The 20,785-nt window shown below is 50.4% G+C and carries 14 protein-coding genes; 6 read left to right on the plus strand and 8 right to left on the minus strand.

Annotated features, from left to right (window positions below; translation table 11 throughout):
• Window positions 1-67: 67 nt before the first annotated feature.
• Window positions 68-4,054, minus strand: coding sequence for a response regulator (locus VV1_RS19685; RefSeq protein WP_011081886.1), 3,987 nt, complete (start codon window positions 4,052-4,054; stop codon window positions 68-70).
• A 113-nt stretch (window positions 4,055-4,167) separates the two neighbouring features.
• On the opposite strand from VV1_RS19685, the gene VV1_RS19690 reads away from it, so the two are divergent.
• Window positions 4,168-5,262: an HD-GYP domain-containing protein gene (locus tag VV1_RS19690; protein WP_011081887.1), complete on the plus strand. Its 1,095-nt coding sequence runs from the start codon at window positions 4,168-4,170 to the stop codon at window positions 5,260-5,262.
• 185 nt (window positions 5,263-5,447) lie between these two features.
• Window positions 5,448-5,795, plus strand: a complete 348-nt coding sequence (locus VV1_RS19695) for a DUF3316 domain-containing protein (protein ID WP_015728355.1) — start codon at window positions 5,448-5,450, stop codon at window positions 5,793-5,795.
• Between the two features lie 324 nt (window positions 5,796-6,119).
• Here the strand turns inward: VV1_RS19695 and lhgO are convergent, their stop codons facing one another.
• The 4 genes from lhgO to VV1_RS19715 form a co-directional block, all read right to left on the minus strand.
• On the minus strand, window positions 6,120-7,322 hold the full coding sequence (lhgO, locus tag VV1_RS19700; protein ID WP_011081889.1) for an L-2-hydroxyglutarate oxidase: 1,203 nt from the start codon (window positions 7,320-7,322) through the stop codon (window positions 6,120-6,122).
• A 65-nt stretch (window positions 7,323-7,387) separates the two neighbouring features.
• Window positions 7,388-9,508 (minus strand): TRAP transporter permease, encoded by a 2,121-nt coding sequence (locus VV1_RS19705; protein ID WP_011081890.1) that lies wholly within the window; start codon window positions 9,506-9,508, stop codon window positions 7,388-7,390.
• A 73-nt stretch (window positions 9,509-9,581) separates the two neighbouring features.
• On the minus strand, window positions 9,582-10,592 hold the full coding sequence (locus VV1_RS19710) for a TAXI family TRAP transporter solute-binding subunit (RefSeq protein ID WP_011081891.1): 1,011 nt from the start codon (window positions 10,590-10,592) through the stop codon (window positions 9,582-9,584).
• Between the two features lie 435 nt (window positions 10,593-11,027).
• Window positions 11,028-12,404 (minus strand): sigma-54-dependent transcriptional regulator, encoded by a 1,377-nt coding sequence (locus VV1_RS19715; RefSeq protein ID WP_011081892.1) that lies wholly within the window; start codon window positions 12,402-12,404, stop codon window positions 11,028-11,030.
• Window positions 12,405-12,542: 138 nt separating this feature from the next.
• On the opposite strand from VV1_RS19715, the gene VV1_RS19720 reads away from it, so the two are divergent.
• Window positions 12,543-14,603, plus strand: a complete 2,061-nt coding sequence (locus VV1_RS19720) for a sensor histidine kinase (RefSeq protein WP_011081893.1) — start codon at window positions 12,543-12,545, stop codon at window positions 14,601-14,603.
• A 53-nt stretch (window positions 14,604-14,656) separates the two neighbouring features.
• Here the strand turns inward: VV1_RS19720 and VV1_RS19725 are convergent, their stop codons facing one another.
• A complete protein-coding gene (locus VV1_RS19725) occupies window positions 14,657-15,121 on the minus strand; it encodes a hypothetical protein (RefSeq protein ID WP_011081894.1) in 465 nt (154 codons plus the stop codon).
• A 13-nt stretch (window positions 15,122-15,134) separates the two neighbouring features.
• Complete coding sequence (locus VV1_RS19730) at window positions 15,135-17,102, minus strand: alkyl/aryl-sulfatase (RefSeq protein ID WP_011081895.1); 1,968 nt, start codon at window positions 17,100-17,102, stop codon at window positions 15,135-15,137.
• 239 nt (window positions 17,103-17,341) lie between these two features.
• Between VV1_RS19730 and VV1_RS19735 the strand changes: the two genes are divergently transcribed.
• The 3 genes from VV1_RS19735 (at window position 17,342) to VV1_RS19745 (ending at window position 19,846) form a co-directional block, all read left to right on the plus strand.
• Window positions 17,342-17,722 carry a DUF3316 domain-containing protein gene (locus VV1_RS19735; protein WP_011081896.1) on the plus strand — a complete coding sequence of 127 codons (381 nt, stop codon included), beginning with the start codon at window positions 17,342-17,344 and terminating at the stop codon, window positions 17,720-17,722.
• 86 nt (window positions 17,723-17,808) lie between these two features.
• Entirely contained in the window at window positions 17,809-18,504 is a 696-nt protein-coding gene (locus VV1_RS19740; protein WP_011081897.1) for a heavy metal response regulator transcription factor, read from the plus strand.
• Window positions 18,455-19,846: a heavy metal sensor histidine kinase gene (locus tag VV1_RS19745; RefSeq protein ID WP_052298480.1), complete on the plus strand. Its 1,392-nt coding sequence runs from the start codon at window positions 18,455-18,457 to the stop codon at window positions 19,844-19,846. The genes VV1_RS19740 and VV1_RS19745 overlap by 50 nt, the downstream gene beginning before the upstream one ends.
• On the opposite strand, the gene VV1_RS19750 is transcribed toward VV1_RS19745, so the two are convergent.
• Window positions 19,840-20,700: a LysR family transcriptional regulator gene (locus VV1_RS19750; RefSeq protein ID WP_011081899.1), complete on the minus strand. Its 861-nt coding sequence runs from the start codon at window positions 20,698-20,700 to the stop codon at window positions 19,840-19,842. The genes VV1_RS19745 and VV1_RS19750 overlap by 7 nt on opposite strands.
• Window positions 20,701-20,785: the final 85 nt, after the last annotated feature.

Below are 20,785 nucleotides of genomic sequence, written 5' to 3' on the forward strand. Positions count from 1 at the left end.
ATTGGGGAACAGCATCCCTCCAGTTATCATTAACGCTTCGCTCTTCGTCGTTGCGCTTTTTCTCCGTTTACTCAGGTTTTGGAAATGCCGCCAGCATCTCTTTAGCCTGCTCAAACTCAAAACTTTCAATGGCATTGATAAGCTGCTGCTTTTGCTCATCCGTCCACACATCGCAATCTTTGGCTTGCTTAATCACATCCACCGCCGCCACATCGTATTGCTCGACAAGCTCGACCAGCCGTTTGTAGAGCTCTGCCGCTTCTTCGCATTCTTGCTCACTCACATTGACATGCCGTTTTTGCCATTCCGATAATTGTGCGTGCAGCTTATCGAGCGCGACACCCGCTAATTCCAACTCACCGATCACGGTTTTACTGCGATGATCGATGCTCTTCTCCATTTTTATTGCCAGCTGAGCAAGAGGAGTGACGCCAAGATTGGCTGCAGCGCCTTTGAGGGTATGAGCCATACGCGCCGCCATATCCCAATCTTCTTTTTCCACTACCTCTTTAAACATAGGCAACTCTTCCAATTGCATCTCTAAAAAACGACTTAAAATCGACAAATAACTTTCCTTATTCCCGCCAGTGTTAAAAATCGCTTCTTTTAGATTAATACCGGATAAAGTGGGCAAATCGTCTTCATCGGCAGAGGCTGTCCGATCCGGGGTACTCTGTGAACTCGAGGTCGAATGTGATGACGAGGTGTGACTCGCTGCGTTGCTTGCCGACAAGTACTGAGAAAGCACTTGGTAAAGATTATGCACATTGATGGGTTTTGCGACGTGGTCATTCATGCCCGCTTCATGGCATCGTTCTACATCGCTTTGCATCGCGTTGGCCGTCATGGCGACGATCGGCAATGTTGCCCACTCAGCTCGCTCGCGGATCGCTTTGGTGGCGGTAATGCCATCCATCACCGGCATTTGCATGTCCATCAAAACCAGATCGATCGGATGATGCTCGAGTGCTTCTATGGCTAACTTGCCGTTATCTGCGGTGATAATGTTGAGATTTGTACCATTAAGAAGACCAATCGCCACTTCTTGGTTCACTTCATTATCTTCCACCAGTAACAAGGTTTGTCCATCAAACACCGGTTTCTCAAACGTCACGGTTGTGCTGCTTCGCGTCACGTGTTCAATGCCATAGCTGTCCATAATGGCATCTAGCAAATTGGACGGATTCACTGGTTTGACGATTAAAGAATCCACCAGCTTACTGCTGTTTTCATCCATGGAAATTTCGCGTCCATAGGCGGTCACCAAGAAGTTTTTCGTTTCTGCAAGCAATCGCTCTTGATGGGCTGTTTGCAACAGCTCTAACCCGTTCATGCCCGGCATGTTCCAGTCAACAAACACCATATCAAAGGCGCCTTGGCGGAGCTCGTCTAAGGCTTCGAAGCCATTGCTCACCGCTTTGGCATCAAATTGCATCGCGCTCAGTAGCGTCATTAAAATGTTTCGTGCGGAATCGTTATCATCGACAATCAAGGCGCGTTTGCCTGCCAAACCACTAATTGGTTTCGCTATGTCGCGCATTTTCGCCTCTTGCAAGCCGCAGTGAATGGTAAAGGTAAACGTCGACCCCATACCGACGGCGCTGCTGACCGACAATTGCCCGCCCATCAGTTCCACCAACTGCTTACTGATGCTAAGCCCTAATCCTGTGCCGCCAAACTCGCGAGTAATGCTGGTGTCCGCTTGTGAGAAAGCGTTAAAGAGATCGGCTATTTTCTCTTTATCGATACCGATGCCGGTGTCTTTCACCGAGAAGCGGAGCGTCACATCATCACTGGATTGCGACTCCGGCATGACCGACACCAAGATCTCGCCTTTTTCGGTAAATTTCACCGCATTTCCGCACAAATTCACCAACACTTGGCCAAGACGAAGGGGATCACCCACCAAGCCAACTGGCACTCTTGGATCGATATCCAACAAGAACTCAATGCCTTTTTCCTGTGCTTTAAACGAGATCACGTTGGTCAAATTTTCAAACACTTCATCCAAGCTGAAATCAATCGACTCGACACTCAGTTTGCCCGCTTCAATTTTGGAGAAATCGAGAATGTCATTGATGATGCCCAGTAAGTTCTTCGCGGACTCATTAATGCGTGTGAGGTACTTGCGTTGGGAAGGGTCCAGTTCGGTATTGAGCGCAAGATGCGCCATGCCTAAGATGGCATTCATCGGGGTGCGGATTTCATGACTCATATTGGCGAGGAAATCCCCTTTCGCTCGACTCATCGCATCGGCGGTGTCTTTCGCATCTCGCAGCTCTGACTCCATCTGCTTGCGCTCGGTGAGATCCAACAAGATCCCCACGATCCCAGAAACACGACCTTGGCTATTATTGAACGACGCTTCGCAGACCAACATATCGCGGCATCCACCTTGGCTATCGAGCAGCGACAGCTCATAGTTCTTACTGCACTGCTCTTGGCTAAGCTCTTGATGTACCTGGGTAAAATGATGCGAAGCGTCTTGCTGGCTGAACACTTCTATCGGGGTGCGTCCGACAATTTCGTGCATCGCCAAGCCCGTCAACTCACTGAATTTGGCATTGACGGTTAAATACTTGCCTTGCGCTGAGAGGCAGTACATCGGATTGGGGGTCGCGTTGAGGATTTCTTGATTGAGCTGCGACTGTTCCAGTACTTTCTGCTCCGCTTTTCTTTGCAGCTCCACATTCTGGCTCAGTTGAATACTCACAGAAAGATCATCCAGCATCTGTGATAGCCATTGATACTGTAACGGGGTAAGCGTATCGACCGTACCGAGTTCCAATAGCGCCACCGGCTGTTTGTTCACGCACAATGGGAAATAGTAAATTTCATTCAGTTCCAGCACGCCTCCGTTGACGTGCGTGGTGTATTTTCCCTGCAACGATTTCATGCTGTAGGGTTTATCGGACAGCAACACGCTGAGCTGCGTTGAGCTCTGATCGCTGATTTCACGGCTGATGGTATCGTCATAACCCGCCCCGGCAATACGAATCAGTTTGTCATCGCGGTAGATCGCAATACTGACTTGCTGCACAGGAAATTGATGAAGCAGAAACTGCGTGACTTCATGGCACAAAGACTGCGTCGATTGGCTGGTTCGCAGCACGATGTTGAAATCTTTCACTAAGGTGTTTTGGCTCAGCTGCTCGGAAATATGGTGGAAGACCACATTCAAACTGTCGATGAATTTTTGCAGCTCGGCATACGCGGTTTGCGTAATCGTAAAAGCGTAATCTTGCGCTTTTACTTGATTCACCACCGTACGTAGTAGCTTACTCAATGGGCTGATGTACAAACGCCACAACAGCGTGAACGAAACAACGATCGATGCAAGTAAAATGGCCACCAACACTCGGTATACATACTGGTATTGCAGCTCCTGAGTGTCGGTTTGCTCTATGTTGCCTTCAATACGGTGAACGATCGCTTGATGCGCCGAGCCGATCGCTTTCATGATCTTGGCTTTTTCTTCAAAGTAGACTTTGCCGTACAGCAACGATTGCGCATAAGGCAGATCCGGTTTGCCCGTATAAAACTCCTTACCATCAGGCTCCAACTTAAATCCCTTTACGGCTAAAAATGCTTCACGCTCCAGATTCACCAAGTTATCCGACAGCATTAAGGCGCTTTTCAGCTCAAGAAACTCGGTGGCGCTGATGCCAGAATCACGTAGCCTTTGCAGTAGCGGGACGCCTGTCTCGCTGGTAAACGGTGGAACATATTCGGCAGAGCTGGCAGCGAGATCCCAATACTCGTATTCATTTCCCGCAGGCAAAGGCAATTTGCCGTCACGAATATCCAGCACCTTGTTGAACAGCGCTTCCCAGTAATCATCTCCGGTCACCACGTAAGCTCGTGCAAACTTAGTCAAATGATCTGAGCTTTGTTTGAGCTCTTGAGAAAGACGGTAAAACCGATAGAGATCTTGCTGATAATCTCGACTTTGGGTTCGAAGCTCCGCCACCTTTTGCGTGACAGACAACATGGCAATAGAACAGATCCCCATCGCCAAAAACAGCAGCATAAATAAAGTTCTAATTGAGCGCATTCGCTGGGCCTTCTTGCAAGATAACAGTGCAATAAATCGATGCTTGTCTATAGTTACTGATAAGTTTAGTTATTGTTCAGCAAGTTGCAGGAAAACTTTTTCAGGATTGATATATGCCCATTGAAAATCTGGATGATTGTACCGTTTTGATTGTCGACGACTCCGCAGACAATCTGGCGTTTATGGCTCAAGGACTCTCCAATCGCTACCACGTGAAAGCGGCCAAATCTGGGGAGATGGCGTTGCATATCTTAGAGCAGTTTGAGATTGATTTAGTGCTGCTCGATATCGTGATGCCCGAGCTATCGGGTTATGACGTGATCAGAAAAATTCGAGCCAATCACAAAACTCAAGATATTCCTGTGGTCTTTTTGACGGGTAAAGACTCGCCCGAAGATGAAAAACTCGGTTTCGAGCTCGGGGCGGCCGACTATATTCACAAACCCGTCAGTATTCCTTTGCTGCGCTCGCGCGTGAAAACCCATCTGCAAAATAAACGCTCGAAAGATTTTCTACGCGATCAAAATGGCTACCTAGAGAAAGAGGTACTCAAACGTTCACACGAGCTTGACCGCATGCAAGATGCGGTGGTGTTTGCCTTAGCCAGTTTGGCGGAAACACGCGATCCGGAAACAGGCAACCATATTTTGCGAACTCAGCATTATGTGCGTTTACTGGCGGAACAGTTGGCGTTGCTTCCCAAATACCAAACGGTTCTCACCCCCAAAATTGTGGATACCTACTTTAAAGCCGCACCACTGCATGACATTGGCAAGGTGGGCATTGTTGACTCTATTTTGCTCAAACCTGGCAAGCTCACAGCAGAAGAATTTGAAGAGATGAAATCTCACACCACACTGGGATTATTGGCTCTAGAGAAAGCAGAGAAACTCTCCGGCGCGCAAAATGATCTCATCTCTGCGGCAAAAGAGATTGCTTATGGGCACCATGAAAAGTGGGATGGCTCTGGTTACCCCAATGGCTATGCGGGTGAGCGTATCCCGCTCAGTGCTCGGCTCATGGCCATTGCCGATGTGTATGACGCGCTGCGCTGCAAACGTGTGTATAAAGATCCGATGAGCCATGAAGAGACACGCTCAATCATTCTCGAAGGTAATGGGACACATTTTGATCCCGAGGTGATCGATGCCTTCCTTGCTCAAGAGGATATGTTCATCAAGATCGCCAGCGAATTTGCGGATGAATGATTCATCAGGAAAAACATAGATCACTTAAATAATTGACAACATCAATGCCATGACGCGCTTTTGACGTCCTGACAAATATTTTGCACCAGCTAGACAGCTCTTTACGTAGCTTGACGGATTCTTTACATACAAATCTCTACTATGGATCAGGTAATCACAACCAAGCCCATATAGAGGTGAACATCATGAAAAAAATGATTCTGCTTGCTACAGCGTTAACACTAAGCTCTACTGTCTTTGCATCCGTTGAAACTCAAATTGGCGAAACGTCTCTTCACACGGATACGTTCGCAAACAAACAAGCTGCCTATGATGCAGGTTTGATGAAAGCACAAGAGCTGCGTGCCATGACACCCACTGAACTGACGCACGAGCTTTCCGTATTTAGCCAACGCCCTGTTTACGATTCACTGAAAATCTCAGACATTGAAGTGAAAGTGGAAGAGTTTGCGAAAGAAAGCGGCAAAGTGGCTTACCGCGCGATTGTCGATGTTGACTACCAATACCAATATCGCGAAAGCGGCAATAGCTAGGTTCTAGGTTCTAGGTTCTAGGTTCTAGGTTCTAGGTTCTAGGTTCTAGGTTCTAGGTTCTAGGTTCTAGGTTCTAGGTTCTAGGTTCTAGGTTCTAGGTTCTAGGTTCTAGGTTCTAGGTTCTAGGTTCTAGGTTCTAGGTTCTAGGTTCTAGGTTCTAGCAGCTAGTCTCTACTTCCTAGTTGCTAATTTCTAGTCCCTCGTACCTAATTTCTAGTCCCTCGTACCTCGCTTCCTAGTTCCTAGTTCCTAGGTTCCTAATTCCAACAAAGGGGCACTCATTTGAGTGCCCCTTTCTTTTAAGCTTGATGTTGAATTTCCGCCTTAAAGCTTCGCTTCAACTTTATTGCAGATGTACTCTCCAATTGGCATCGCCGATGTCGCCGCAGGTGAAGGCGCATTGCACACATGTAAGCTGCGTGGACTTTCGGCAAAGAGAAAATCGTGCACCAATGAACCGTCTGAGAGCACTGCTTGGGCGCGAATCCCAGCGGGATAAGGCTGCAAGTCTTCAACTTGGATCATCGGACAATACTTGTTCACCAATTTGAGATACCCCGCCTTCCACCAAGAGTTAATAAACTCTTTCACCCCAGTGGCAAAGTGCTGTTTGGTCACCTTCCAAAACCCAGCAAAGCGCATCATTTGCCAAGTGTCTTGAATGCTGAAATTGACTCGGCCATAGCCTTCGCGTTTCCAGCCTTGCACCGCATTCGGCCCCACCGTCACAGAGCCATCAATCATGCGCGTTAAATGCACGCCCAAAAATGGCAAATCCGGATCAGGGATCGGGTAAATCAGATGTTTCACCACTTGGTTGTGCTTGCTAGGTAACTGGTAGTATTCACCGCGATAGGGGATGATCTGAAAGTCCGTCTCAATACCCAGCATCTTGGTCAATCGGTCCGCCATCAGCCCGCCGCAGGAAATCAAAAAGCGCCCGTTAAGCTGCAACGTCTCTCCCGCGCACTCGCAGGTAACTTGCACTTCATCCGCATGCTCTTCAAGCGCGATCACCTTAGCGTTGAGGCGCACCTCTCCTCCTAAATCCACCAGCTCCTGCGCCATTTTTTCCGTCACCAAACGGTAGTCGACAATACTGGTGGACTTCACGTAAATGGCCCCTAAACCGACAATATTGGGCTCCGCCAGTTTCAATTGCGCAGCGTCGAGCAGCTCGACCTCGATGCCATTCACATGGCAGCGCTCATAAAGCGCATTCATTCTTTCCACTTCTGCGGCCGTCGTCGCCACCAGCAACTTGCCACAGTTTTCAACCGGAATCTGATGCTTGGCGCAAAATGCCTTGGTGGCTTCCACGCCGCGTTTACAGAAATCCGCTTTTAGACTGCCCGGCGCATAATAAACCCCGGCGTGAATCACGCCGCTGTTATGCCCCGTTTGGTGACGAGCAAAGCCCGATTCCTTTTCGACCAACAACACCGATTTTTCTGGATAACGCTGCTGCAATTGCCAAGCCGTTGAGACCCCAACAATCCCGCCACCCACAACAATAAAATCGTACACTTCACTACTCCCTTTTCATTCAGGATGCGTATTTGCACTGCGCTCAAACGATGAGCGCAGGAAAATTAAGAAACCGCTGCCGCTTGTTGCGCCTGATATTGGCGACCACTGTACACGAAAATGACGGCGAATATGATGAGTGATGCCACACGTAACCAAAGTGGTACATCATGCCACACCATCAACGCGCCAGAAGCAGCAAGCGCGAGGCGCAGCAGCCAATTGATTTGACCTTCTAAATAGCCTTCCAGTGCGCCAATCAAGGCATAGGTGCCAAAAATGGCGAAGAATCCCGTCATCAGCACCGTGGTCACGTCCCAACTTACCAAGCCGGTATAGGCGATGAGTAGCGGCACAAGATAGAGCCCTTTGGCGATTTTCCACGCGGTAAGCCCGGTGCGCATCGGCGGTGTTTTGGCGATGGTAGCAGCAGCAAACGCGGTTAAGCACACAGGTGGGGTAACGTTGCTGTCTTGTGAAAGCCAGAAAATAATCAAATGTGCGGCTAAAAGTGCCAAACCTACGGCTTCTATACCCAAACTTTGCTGAAGCAAGGTTTCTTTGAAATCGACGGGCACCAAAGCCAGCATCTCTTTCGCGGTCTCGATGGCCATAGGGGCATTGAGCAAATCGAGCTTATCGGGCGCAGCGAGCATGAAAATCGCTTTCGCTTGTTCCGGCAATTGCCCCGCAGACATCAAGCTCAACAGCTGGTTTTCCGCAATCAATTGATACAACGCAGGAGCAGAAAGGGTACCCAGCACAATGTAAGCCGCGGTAACCGGTAGGCCCATGCCCAACACCAGTGAAGCCAATGCAATCAGCACTAGCATGATCAACAAATCTCCCTGCGACCAACCGTTGATCATCAATGAGAAGGTATTGCCAATCCCGGTGGTGCTGATCACGTTGATCACCAAGCCAATGCCCACCAGCAAGACCGCGGTGGTCGCCATGTTTTTTGCCCCTTGGGCAAGTGCTTCGATGATCTCTTTGGGGCCCATTTTGTGATCTTTTGAGAACCAAGACGCCACCACCACCGAAAGGATAGACAAACCCGCCGCGTAGGTCGGAGTAAAGCCCTGCACCAGGAGCGTAACCAGTACCACCAGTGGGATCAGATTATGCCAACCCGACAGCAGTACCTTGCCCAATGACTCATCACTGGTGGTGATCTTCTGCACGCCGCTGCGTTTGGCTTCGATGCGCACGAAAAATGCCACCGACAAAAAGTAAATCAGTGCCGGAACAAACGACACCGCGACAATATCGACATAAGGAATTTGTGTGTAAGAGGCCATAATGAATGCCCCCGCCCCCATCACCGGAGGCATCAACTGCCCACCCGTTGACGCCGCGGCTTCTACCCCTGCGGCAAAGCGCGATGGAAAGCCCGCTTTTTGCATCAGCGGAATGCTGATCACGCCTGTCGAAACGGTATTGGCGACACTAGATCCCGACACCGAGCCCATCAACCCAGAACCCAGAACCGCAATAAAACCGGGGCCACCGATGATTTTGCCCGCCGCCGCACGTGAAACGTTGATGATGTAATCCCCCACGCCTGATTTCACCAAAAACGCGCCAAAGAGGATGAACATGAATACGAAGGTCCAACTGATGCGTGAAATAGAACCAAACATCCCTTCTGAGGAGAAGAAACTACGGTAGAGCAGGGTTTCCATGCTCAAACCGGGGAAATGGAAAATGCCACCCGCCCATTTGCCCCACCACACCACGTAGCTCAAACAGATGACGATCAAAACCGGGATAAACCAGCCCATGGTGCGACGAATGATCTCAATCGCAATCAAAATCGCGGTAATAGAAACCACCCAATCCGAGGCGACAAATTTCACGCCACGCTGGTATAAGGCATCTTCCGCAAAGGGGATATAAATCAAACACGCCAGTGCGGCGATGCCAATCAGCACATCCACCGCTAACGCAATACGGCTGCGCTTCAAACTGGCGTGCGCTGGGTACCACAGCAAGCATATCAGCGCAAAGCCGGCGAAATGGGTCGCGGAGATCCACAGTTCCGGCAAGGTCGATAAAGTATTGAACCAAATATGCAGCAGAGAAAGCACCACACCAATGCCGGTGATGGCGGCGGTTACCCACGGAAAATCCGTTCGTGTCGGTAACTCAAACTGCTGCAACTGTTGTTGTAAAGAATCACTCATGGTCAGACTCCGAGGGAACAAGAAACAATAACAAGCCTTACGCCCACCAATGTTCATTGGTGGGCAAAGTCGGTTACTTGCTCATCAGAGCATCAGGAATGGTGATGCCCACTTCTTTGTAGTAACGCGCCGCGCCTGGGTGCAGCGGCAGCGGAAGACCCGCAATCGCTTTTTCTATCGCCATCGCTTTGGTTGCTTTATGGATGCCTTGTAGGAAGGTCAGGTTTTCGTAGATCGCTTTGGTGAGCTGGTAAACGTCTTCATCGGAAATGTCATCGCGTACCGCAAGGAAGTTGGGCTGAGCGATGGTCGTCACTGGTTTATCCACACCTGGGTAAGTGTTGGCTGGGATGACGTACTTAGTCCAAAGCTGATATTTGCCATTGGCTTGTTTGATTTGCTCATCGGTAAACGAAAGGAGCTGGATATCGTTCCCCAATGCAGCAAATGCTTGTGTTACCGCGCCCACTGGCACGCCAGCCGGGGTATTCATACCATCGATGGTGCCATTTTGCATCGCACTCGCACTCGCGCCATAGCCCATGTATGCCAGATTGAACTCATCCGGGTTCACACCTAAACCCGACATAATTTGGCGACCCGAGTTTTCTGTCCCGGAGTTTTTGGTACCAATAGAAAACTTCTTATCTTTCATATTGTTCAGATCGGCCACTGTGCCAGAGCTGGTCAGGTCGCTGCGTACAATAAAGTGTTCGACGTTTTGCCACAGCATGGAGACTGAACGCAGTTTGGTTTGCGGGCCGCTTTGCGCGTATGGGCCATCACCTGTTGAAGCCCAAGCGCCATAAAGACCTTGTAGGATGGCAAACTGCGCTTCGTTGTCGTTCATTAGCTTGATGTTTTCGCCTGATCCCGCCGAGCTGATCGCAGAGAGAGAAAACTTGTATTGTGGCTCAAGCTTCACTTTGCTTAGCGTTGCCAGTGCCACCCCTACCGGATAATACGTCCCGCCCGTCGAGGCTGTGGCCAAAATATAGCTGCGGTTATCTGCGGCAGCGACATTGCTGGCCGAGAAACAGACCATGGCGACAGCGAGAGATTTCATCAATAGGTTCTTTTTCATGGTTACACTCCGTTGTAGGGTAGTTGTTATGGTTTTGTTACCTACAGCCTTAGAGCAAACAAGATGCCAGTTTTTAAGTGATTGATATATAAACGACACATGATAATAAATCAGTAAAATGAGCAACATTTGGCTGATTTACTCTGCTGAAGATGAGCAAGATCTTGCTTATTGGTGATGAGAACCAGAAACCATAAAGTAACATTAAATCAAATGGTTAACCAAAATAGAGAGTAAGCCGTTCGCTTGTGAATTCGTACTTCGTGATCAAGGTTATAAAATTGTTAACAATGGCAATGAGCAAAATCTTGCTCATTGCTTGCCTCTGATTATCTGCTCATTTGATCGTCAGCTTATCGATTGTCTACGCATCTCTTTGTCTGATCATCTCTTTGTTTGATCAAGAACAGACGCGATCGACTCGTTCGGCAGAAATCAGCTGTCGGTGTAATCGGCGCGATTCAGACCGAGCTTCTGCATTTTTTGGTTGAGGGTGCGACGAGGAAGATCAAGCTCGTTCATCACCTCCAAAATGCTGCCTTGGTGGCGCACTAAAGCATCGTGAATCACCTTGCGCTCAAAATTGTGCAGTTGGATGGCCAGCGGCACACCGACGGGCAAGCTCTCTTGCACCATCGCCGCGCGGCTCGAAAGGATCTCCATCACCGACAAGCTCTCATCCAGCGCAAAACGCACCGCGACATTGCGCAGCTCACGCACATTGCCCGGCCACGCATAGCTTAACAACGCGCGCGAATCGGCAGCGCTGAGCCGACGCTTATTCGGGTTCGCTTGCGCAGCAAAATGCTCAAACAGCAGCAATGCGTCTTCCTCTCGCTCACGCAATGGCGGCAAGTGCAACTGCGCCACATTGAGACGATAAAACAGATCCTGACGAAAAGCGGGATGGTTAAACAAGTTCTCCTTCGCTGCCGCCACCACGCGTAAATCCACATTTACTGGCCGGTTGGCACCCACACGCTCCACCTGATTTTCTTGCAAACTGCGCAGCACTTTGACTTGCATCGCCATCGGCATGCTTTCAATTTCGTCCATAAACAGGGTGCCTTTATCGGCATACTCAAGCTTGCCAATGCGGCGCTTACTGGCGCCCGTAAACGCGCCAGCCTCATGACCAAACAGCTCGCTTTCAAAGAGATTTTCCGGAATCGCGCCACAGTTGATGGCAACAAACGGATTGGCTCGTCGTGCGCTTTCAGTATGTAAGCTGCGCGCCACCAACTCCTTTCCGGTTCCCGTTTCGCCATAGATGATCACATTGGTGTCCATGCTGGCTACGCGGGCGACTTGCTCACGTAACTGGCGCATGATCGCGCTTTGACCAATCAAGACCTGCTCAATGCCACTGAGCTGCTGCAGATAGTGGCTGCGGTTGCCATAGTCTGCTTGCTGCTGATATTCGCTCACCGCGCGCTGCAGTGTCGACGCGAGGCGATCAGGATTAAACGGTTTCTCAATGAAATCGTACGCGCCATTTTGCAACGCCTTCACCGCCATATCGACATCGCCATGCCCAGTGACCAAGATGATTGGGCAGCCTACTTGTTCTCGCTGCAACTCGGCCAGCAGCGTGATGCCATCCAAATCCGGCAAACGCACATCGCTGACGATACCGTCAAAATCGCCGGTTTTGATCGCCGCAAGGGCTGGGAGGCCATGACTAAATGCCTCAACGTGGAAGCCGGCCAGTTGCAACCATTGGGCGGTTGCTTGGCGGACGATTTCATCGTCTTCAATCAGGGCGATATGGGGGAAAGAAACTGCATCCATCGAGAAATACCACTTGTCCATCGTGTCAAATTTTCCTGCTGCTACGTTAGCAAAAAGCGCCGAAGGGAAAAGGAGCTGGATCTCACTTCTCAACAACAAAGCTTTAACAAACCCAACAAGCAGAGCAATCTTGGGCCAAACAAGCAAGGAGGCAACGCGATGAAAAAACGAGTGGTAGTGCTCATCGCTATCGTCATGTGGTTATTTGTCAGCCAATGGGCGGGGAAAGAGCTGGTGCGCCAGTGGCAAACCTCGCGCTCAGTGGTTGACGCGCAGCAACATTTTCTCGATTACATCGGCGATGTGCGTCGCGCCTTGCAGCGTTTTTATCACTTGCCCTATCTGCTCACCAGCAACAATCACAGCGAACGGTTTCTCAATGGTGAGCGCTCACTCTATTCTGAACTCAGACGCGAGTTGACTCTGCTGGATAAAGCGGCCAATACCAAAGGCTGGTATCTGCTCTCTGCCAGTGGCGATGTGCTGGTGTCCAGCTTGGAAAACGAAGCATTGAGCGAGCAAGATCTCGATGCCATTGTGGAACAAATTCACGCACAAGGGGAAGGGGTCGCTCTGGTCAGCAAAGCCAAGGGGGCGTCACCATTTTTCTATCTGGCGGCGCCGGTGTACCTCGATTTTGGCATCGCAGGCATTGCCGTGGTGCAAATCAATTTGCGCCTACTCACCGAACAATGGCTGCTCAGTAGCGATGCCATTTTGTTTCAAAACCAACGTGGTCACTATTTTCTTTCCAGCCACCCGACGCTCACCGCCGATGAGCTGAATGACCGCCTCAGTGAGATCCAGCAAAGCGAGGCGACATTGCGCGATGGCACGCGTTTGCAATTCTGGCAACTGGAACAACGCCGCTTTCTTGCTCAAACCATTGTTTTGGACGATCTCAAATGGCAACTCACCTACCTCACGGATTACCAGCCGATACAGCAAGCGAGCAGCCGCGCAGGTTGGGCGATCCTGTTGGCCAACTTTGTGCTGCTGTTGGTGGGCGTGATCGCCTATCAACGCCATCAAAAATCGCTCAGCAACCAACGCATCCAACGTTTATTGGATGAGTCGCGCCAGCGGATGAGTCAGATGATCAACAAAACCCATGTCGGGCTGTTGCTGCTGAATGGTCATGGTGAGATTGAAGACCTCAACCCGATGGCCAAACGCTATTTCAGCCTCTCCGATTCGATGAGTAAACGCGCCCCTGCATGGCAACTGTTTGATACCGGCAATGCCGCCTCCACCACCTTGCAACTGCTGAGAAACTTACCCAAGCATCGCGATCTTGCGGAGGTGAGTGCAGTGGAAACCATGGGCAGGCGCAGCGATGGCAGCCAATTTCCGTTGCTGTTTTCTCTCACCGCTTTTCCCTGGCATGGCGAGCTTTACTATCTCGCCACAGTGCTCGACATCAGCAAACGCAAAAAAGCCGAACAAGCTCTGCAAAAGGCCAACCAAGAGCTGGCGGAACGGGTGGAAGAACGCACCGCGGCGCTGCGTTCAGCGCAACAAGAATTAATCGAAAGCAGCAAATTAGCGGCGCTGGGTAGGATGTCGAGCGCGATCACTCACGAGCTCAATCAACCGCTGACAGGGCTAAAAACCCTGCTCACCAGTAACGAGATACTGCTTGAGCGGGGTGAAATGGCGATGTTGCAAGCCAACAATCGACTTATCCATCGCCTGATTGATCGCATGGGCAAAATGACCAGCCAGCTTAAATCCTTCGCCTATCAAAAGCCGGACCAGCTTTGCCCAGTCTCCCTGCCGGATGCGTTACAAGAAACCTTGCGCATTTACCAAGCCGAGCTCGCCCCCATTGATGTACGGGTGCGTTTACCGCATCCACTGGCCGATGTGTTGGGAGAAGAACAACGCTTACGACAAGTGCTGGGCAACCTGATCTCCAACGCTGTGGACGCAATGAAACACACCGTGCAGCCACAATTGATGATCTCAGCCACCACCTCAGCAACAGCGCTGACGCTCACCTTGAGTGACAACGGCTGCGGCGTCAGCGAGGAGCAACTGAGCCAGATGTTTGAACCCTTTGCGACAAGCAAAAAAATTGGCGAAGGGCTGGGCTTGGGCCTGTCGATTACCGCCAACAACATGCGCGATATGCAAGGGCGGATTGCGGTCAACAAAAACGCCAGTGCCGGACTCACCTTTACATTGACGTTTTTACTCGCAGAGCCTTCCATATCCTAAATAGACTTCTAGGCTGCATGGCCGTTAAGCGACTGCGCGAACGACTGTGCAAATTACTGCGTCACAGCCTGCACAATCTGCAGCTCATAGGCCTGCTCGTAGCTAAGCTCATTATTGATTAAGGCGCCAAGGGCCGCCTCACTTAACAGCATCACCTGTTGCGCATTTTCAGGCGGAGGCACATGAATGGTGAGCCCATCCATTTGCCGCTTTGACCACAATTGACTGTCCACCAAATAGATGTAGCTTTCCGCTGCGACCGCATCCGGCCATTGCTTGTTGAGCAAGGTTAACCACCACTGCGCACGCGCCAGTCCTTTGCTGCCCGCCAATCTCTGCGGTTTGGTAATGTGTTGCGCATCAATCGCTTCGCGAGTGGCTATCGCGATGTCTAACGCGCCGGGATAACTCTCCGCAAACGGGTTATTAAATTGCCCATCATAAGAGCAAGCCAGCACAGGCTGGCTTGCCATTAAGGACAACAAACCCAAGAGAGGTAAGTGCCTACTTCGCACCATAACTATGCCCTCTCTATGGCGTCACAATGTTGAACCAGAAATCAAACTTATCCAGCATGCCAACAAAGTCTTTAAACACCTGCGTATTGCCTTTTAGTTGCACATCACCATCAGCAATTGCTTTCTCCAAGGTAATGTTGCCAAGCTGAACATCGTCTAAAGTCGCCTTGGTCAAATTCAACGTCACGTCGGCTTTTTTCGCTTGCTTACGCGTGTGGTTGAGCACCGAGTTTTCCACATACAAGGTGTACTGCTCATCTAAATCGGTGAAATTGATGTTGATGGCGAAGGTTTTACCCGCGGCTTTTTCTGGCAAAATGCGCACCGCTAGGTAATCAAACAACATCTCTGGCGGCATGTTTTTGATGATGTCGGGCGAGGCCGTATTGGTGCCTCCCGCTTTGGGCGTCCCGTTTCTTAGCTCATAAGCCCCTTGCAAGTAGACCGAGCGCCAAGGGCCAGATTCCGCTTGATACCCCAACTGCTCGTAAGTATCGGCGAGCAACGCTTTGCCACGCTTACTTTGTGGGTTAGCAAAAACAACATGTTTGAGCACTTCCGCCACCCAGCGGTAGTTGCCTTTATCGAAATCCGCTTGCGCCTTGTCGATGGTTGCGCTTTCGCCGCCCATGTACTCAACGTATTTCACCGCTGCGTTGGTTGGCGGTAAGTTGTTGAGATCGGAAGGATTACCAGAATACCAACCCATGTAGCGCTGATAAACCGCTCGGCTGTTGTGGCGCAAGGTGCCGTAGTAACCGCGTGTACTCCAGTTCTTCTCCAACTCCTCTGGGAATTGAATCACTTCCGAGATTTCAGAGCCGATGTACCCTTGGTTCATCAAGCGTACGGTTTGGTCGTGCGTGTACTTGTACATATCACGCTGGCCTTTAAAGTAAGCAACAATCTCTTTGCTGCCCCACATTGGCCAGTGGTGACTTTGGAATTTCACTTCCACCTCATCACCCCACATTTCAATGGTTTCGTTGAGGTAAGAGGACCACTTGAGCGCATCACGCACCTGCGCTCCGCGCAACGTGAGGATGTTGTGCATGGTGTTGGTGGAGTTCTCTGCCATCCACAACGCTTTTTTGTCTGGGAACCAAGTATTGATTTCGGTTGGTGCTTCCGTGCCTGGGGTGTATTGGAACACCATGCGCACGCCATCCACCGTCAGCTCTTCACCGGTTTTTTCAATAATACGGGTGGGGACAATCAAGGTTGGTAAGCCCGTTGACGTGGTTTGGCCTAAGCCACCGTTGACCCCGCCACGTTCATTGCGCGGCAGCAAAGCACCATACATATAGATCGCGCGTCGGCCCATCGCATTGCCTGCAATCACGTTTTCTGACACTGCATGTTCCGTGAAGCCGTGTGAGGCAATGATCTCCACCTTGCCCGCTTTCACATCTTCTTCATTCACGATGCCGCGAACCCCACCAAAGTGGTCAATGTGACTGTGCGAGTAGATCACCGCCGTCACTGGGCGCTCACCAAGCTGAGCGTTAACAAACTCCAGCGCCGCTTTAGCGGTTTCTTGGGAAATCAACGGGTCGAAGACGATCCACCCTTTATCCCCTTTAATAAAGGTGATGTTGGAAAGATCGTAAGCGCGCACCTGATAAATGCCCTCAGTCACCTCAAACAGACCATTGATCATATTGAGCTGCGCGTTACGCCATAAACTGGGGTTCACGCTATCTGGCGCTTTATTTTCTAGCGAGATGAACTGCTTGTACGCTTCCAGATCCCACACCACATCGCCATTGGCGTTTTTGATGATGACCACATCTTGTTTGGCGATCAAACCTCGTTGGGCATTCTTAAAATCGGTTTCATCCTTAAAATTTAACGCTTGATACACCGCCTGATTGGCTTCAATCGTGGCTTGTGTCGCCGGTTTAGATGGGATGGGTTCGGCCAGAACGGCCCCTGACGTGAGCGCGAGCGCGATATACAAAGAGAGTGGTTTCATTGTCATTCCTTTTATGAACCTAACTGCACTCCAACAACGTAGACCACGCTCATCGCGTTCGCCATTTTCTACTGTTTTTTCATTGAGATATCGGGCACAGAATCAAACTTATCTTGCGAATGAGAGCCGTTGCATCCACGCAACAAAACAACATGACAAATTTGTCATCTCAACGACCCTTTCTCGTCAGCGCCGATCGATACACTTTGCTTAACCCCTAGATAACTAGAGTTAAGGAAGCAACAATGAAAAAAGTAACCACCACTCTTCTTGCTTCTGCTGGCTTAATTTTCGCGTCAACCAGTTGGGCGGCGCTGCAAACGCCACCGCCAAACTACACGTTTACCACTAAGCACTACAGCAAAACCACCGAGTTGTATGGCAGCCAGCAAGCAGCTTACGATGCTGGTGTGGTGCTGCTGGCCAACTTGCAAGCCGCATCGCCACAAGAACTAAAGGCCAAATTCAATGTCATAGCCTATGACCCAACGGAAACCAACAGCATTGAGCTCAAAGATGGCGCAGAAATCAGCACCAAAGTGATCATCGATGAGCAAGGTGACACCCGCTACCAAGGTGTGGTCAACGTGGGTTATCAATATTTGAAACGAGATGAGAACAGCTAATCTCCATCAAACCGCGTTTGGTAGGGCTCACCCCTAGCCCTGCCACGCTTTAGCTGGCCTCATTGTGACACTCGGTTAAGGCAGTTATGAAACTTCTGATCATTGAAGACGAAAAGAAAACCGGGACGTATTTAAGAAAAGGACTTTCAGAAGCAGGCTATCTCGTCAATCTTGCCTGCGATGGGGTTGATGGCCTCTATCAAGCCACCAGCCAACGCTATGATTTAATTGTATTGGACGTGATGTTGCCCCACCTCAATGGTTGGCAAGTGTTGCGCGCTCTGCGCAGTAACCAAGTCGACACCCCGGTGATTCTGCTCACCGCACGCGATCAAGTCGAAGATCGAGTCAAAGGACTGGAACTGGGCGCTGATGATTACATCGTTAAACCCTTCGCCTTTGTCGAACTGTTGGCGCGCATTCGCACCGTGCTCAAACGCCAACAACCCACCACCCAAAGCACCACCCGGCTTTCCATCGCCAATCTCCATCTGGATCTGTTGCGACGCAAAGTGTTTCGCGACAAAGAACCCATTGCCCTCACCGCCAAAGAGTTTGCCTTGTTGGAGCTGTTTATGCGCAAAACGGGGGAAGTGATGTCGCGCAGCCAAATCGCCTCTTCCGTTTGGGACATGAATTTCGACAGTGACACCAATGTCATCGACGTGGCCGTGCGGCGGCTGCGCAATAAAGTCGACAAACCGTTTGAGCCGAAATTGATTCACACTGAACGTGGCATGGGCTACGTGCTTGAGGAGCGAGAGCCTTGTTATGGGATTTAGATCGATCACCACTCGGCTGACTTTTTCCTACTTTTTTGCCTCTCTGTTGGTACTTGTGTCACTGAGTGCCGCGGTACTGTGGGCGGTCAAACATCATCTTTACGAGCAAGATCGCTACAACTTACAGCAAAAGTTCAACACGATTAACGAACTGAGAGTGCGAGGCGATTTCATCAGCCAATATGGCCCTTTCTTTGAAAAAGGCGACACCAAACTCTGGCTGCTCAATGGCAATCAGGTGGAATACCAGTCTCAATCGCTCGCTTTGCCGCAAAGGTTCATCAACAAAGCCAGCATGGAACGCATAGATTGGCAGGAAAATGGCCACCATTACCGAGCCATCCGTTTCCCGCTGAGTAGCTCGCCAGAGTGGTACGCGGTGTTGGGGCTGAACATCGACCTGCACATTACCTTTCTGTCCAACTTCAAACAGGTGCTGCTGTGGATCACCTTTTTCGCCAGCATCGTCAGTGGCTTTCTCAGTTGGTTCATTGCGCGCAAAGGGCTCAAACCTTTGGCCAAACTTGAACAATACGTGGATGCCATTTCTACGGAAGAGCTCAGTGTCCGCGTCCCACAGCAGCCCTTTCCGGAGGAATTATTGCCATTGGTGGCACGTTTCAACCGCATGCTTTCTCGCCTTCAGGGCGATTTTGAACGCCTATCGGAATTTTCATCCGACATCGCCCACGAGCTGCGCACCCCCATCGGCAATATGATGACGCAAACCCAAGTGATGCTGGCCAAACCGCGCAGTGAGCAAGAATATCGCGATATTTTGGAATCCAACGCCGAAGAGCTCAGTCGTCTCACCAAAACCATCTCCGATATGCTCTATTTGGCCAAATCGGAGCACAACTTGTTGATGAAAAACAACGAGCCGATCGACCTCAAATTGCTGCTGGAGGATCTGGCGGAATACTACGAGTTAGCGGGGGATGAAAAGTCCCTCACCATTACTTGTTTTGGTGAAGGGCAAGTGGTCGGGGACAGAACCATGCTAAAGCGTGCGTTCGCCAACTTGCTCTCCAACGCGGTGCGCCACAGTTACCCAGAGAGCAATATCACCGTCGAGATTTTCCCGCATTTGATCGGCTACCAAATTGCCGTGACCAATCACGGAGAGACCATCGAATCCACGCAAATCCCACGCTTATTCGAGCGTTTCTATCGCGCCGACAAATCGCGCACTCACCAACAAAGTGGTGGCGCGGGCTTGGGCTTACCCATTTCTCGTTCCATAGCCAAATTGCATGGCGGCGATATTTACGCCCAGTCCAAGCACGACTTAACCACCTTTACGCTCACCTTGAGTGATGTAGTTATCCATCCGGCTCACTGAAATTTTTCGCGAAACAGCTCAATCAGCACTTTCACTTTCTCCGGAAGGTAAAGTGCTGACGGGTAGATTAAGGTCAAGTGTTGTTTCGCATGGGTGAGGTGGGGCAACACTTCCACTAAGTTGCCCTCTTCCAACGCGGGTTTGGAATGTACTTGCGGAATAAACGCAATCCCTTGCCCTGCCATCGCCATGGAACGCAGCAAATGCAAATCGTCCGATTTCAGTGCCAGCGGCAAACTGGGATCCAGCAAGTCAGCATTGTAGCGGTTGGTCAGCAAGCGGTGCTGGCGCAAATCTTCTAAGCAATGAATCGCAGGATGCGTTGCTAAGTAAGCTTGCGAGGCCACCAAATGCGAGCGATAGGGAAGCAAGCTAAACTGCACATAGCTGTCGTCACTGACCTTCGCCCCATCAGGCAAGAGCTGAAGATCGAACGCCTGACGGCGCAGATCGACACTTTGCTGATGGTTTTCAATCTCCAAGGAGACCGAGGGAAAACGCAGGCTAAATTGGCTGATGATGGCGTTAAACGCCGCCGAGGTCATCAAAGCCGAAGGGATCGCCAAACGTACTTTACCCCCCGATGGCTGATTGTGCTCAGACATCACCGCCAACCCTTGTTGCAAATGCGTCATCGGCTGACCCACCAGTTCAATCAAGCGTTGACCTTGCTCGGTCAATTCAATTGAGCGCGTGGTGCGAATCAACAACTGACACCCCAGCGCCTTTTCCAGCTCTTGCAAACGGCGGCTGACTTTAGAGCGTTGCATTTTCTGCACGTTGGCTGCGGCACTGATGCCGCCATGCATCACCGTTTGGGTAAACAGATAGAGATCATCGAGACTGACGTTCATTGTCCTACTTTTAGCTCATTAATGTCTTTTTTCACATTCTACTGCACAACGTCTCCCTTCTCTATAATCGCACTCTTTCTTTTTA

The sequence above is a fragment of the Vibrio vulnificus CMCP6 genome, from assembly GCF_000039765.1.
GTDB lineage: Bacteria > Pseudomonadota > Gammaproteobacteria > Enterobacterales > Vibrionaceae > Vibrio > Vibrio vulnificus_B.

Excerpts from the sequence above, each read along its gene's own strand:
- VV1_RS19685 (WP_011081886.1), bottom strand. The coding sequence starts at position 4,054 with ATGCGCTCAATTAGAACTTTATTTATGCTGCTGTTTTTGGCGATGGGG.
- VV1_RS19690 (WP_011081887.1), top strand. The coding sequence starts at position 4,168 with ATGCCCATTGAAAATCTGGATGATTGTACCGTTTTGATTGTCGACGAC.
- VV1_RS19695 (WP_015728355.1), top strand. The coding sequence starts at position 5,448 with ATGAAAAAAATGATTCTGCTTGCTACAGCGTTAACACTAAGCTCTACT.
- VV1_RS19705 (WP_011081890.1), bottom strand. The coding sequence starts at position 9,508 with ATGAGTGATTCTTTACAACAACAGTTGCAGCAGTTTGAGTTACCGACA.
- VV1_RS19710 (WP_011081891.1), bottom strand. The coding sequence starts at position 10,592 with ATGAAAAAGAACCTATTGATGAAATCTCTCGCTGTCGCCATGGTCTGT.
- VV1_RS19715 (WP_011081892.1), bottom strand. The coding sequence starts at position 12,404 with ATGGACAAGTGGTATTTCTCGATGGATGCAGTTTCTTTCCCCCATATC.
- VV1_RS19720 (WP_011081893.1), top strand. The coding sequence starts at position 12,543 with ATGAAAAAACGAGTGGTAGTGCTCATCGCTATCGTCATGTGGTTATTT.
- VV1_RS19725 (WP_011081894.1), bottom strand. The coding sequence starts at position 15,121 with ATGGTGCGAAGTAGGCACTTACCTCTCTTGGGTTTGTTGTCCTTAATG.
- VV1_RS19730 (WP_011081895.1), bottom strand. The coding sequence starts at position 17,102 with ATGACAATGAAACCACTCTCTTTGTATATCGCGCTCGCGCTCACGTCA.
- VV1_RS19735 (WP_011081896.1), top strand. The coding sequence starts at position 17,342 with ATGAAAAAAGTAACCACCACTCTTCTTGCTTCTGCTGGCTTAATTTTC.
- VV1_RS19740 (WP_011081897.1), top strand. The coding sequence starts at position 17,809 with ATGAAACTTCTGATCATTGAAGACGAAAAGAAAACCGGGACGTATTTA.
- VV1_RS19750 (WP_011081899.1), bottom strand. The coding sequence starts at position 20,700 with ATGAACGTCAGTCTCGATGATCTCTATCTGTTTACCCAAACGGTGATG.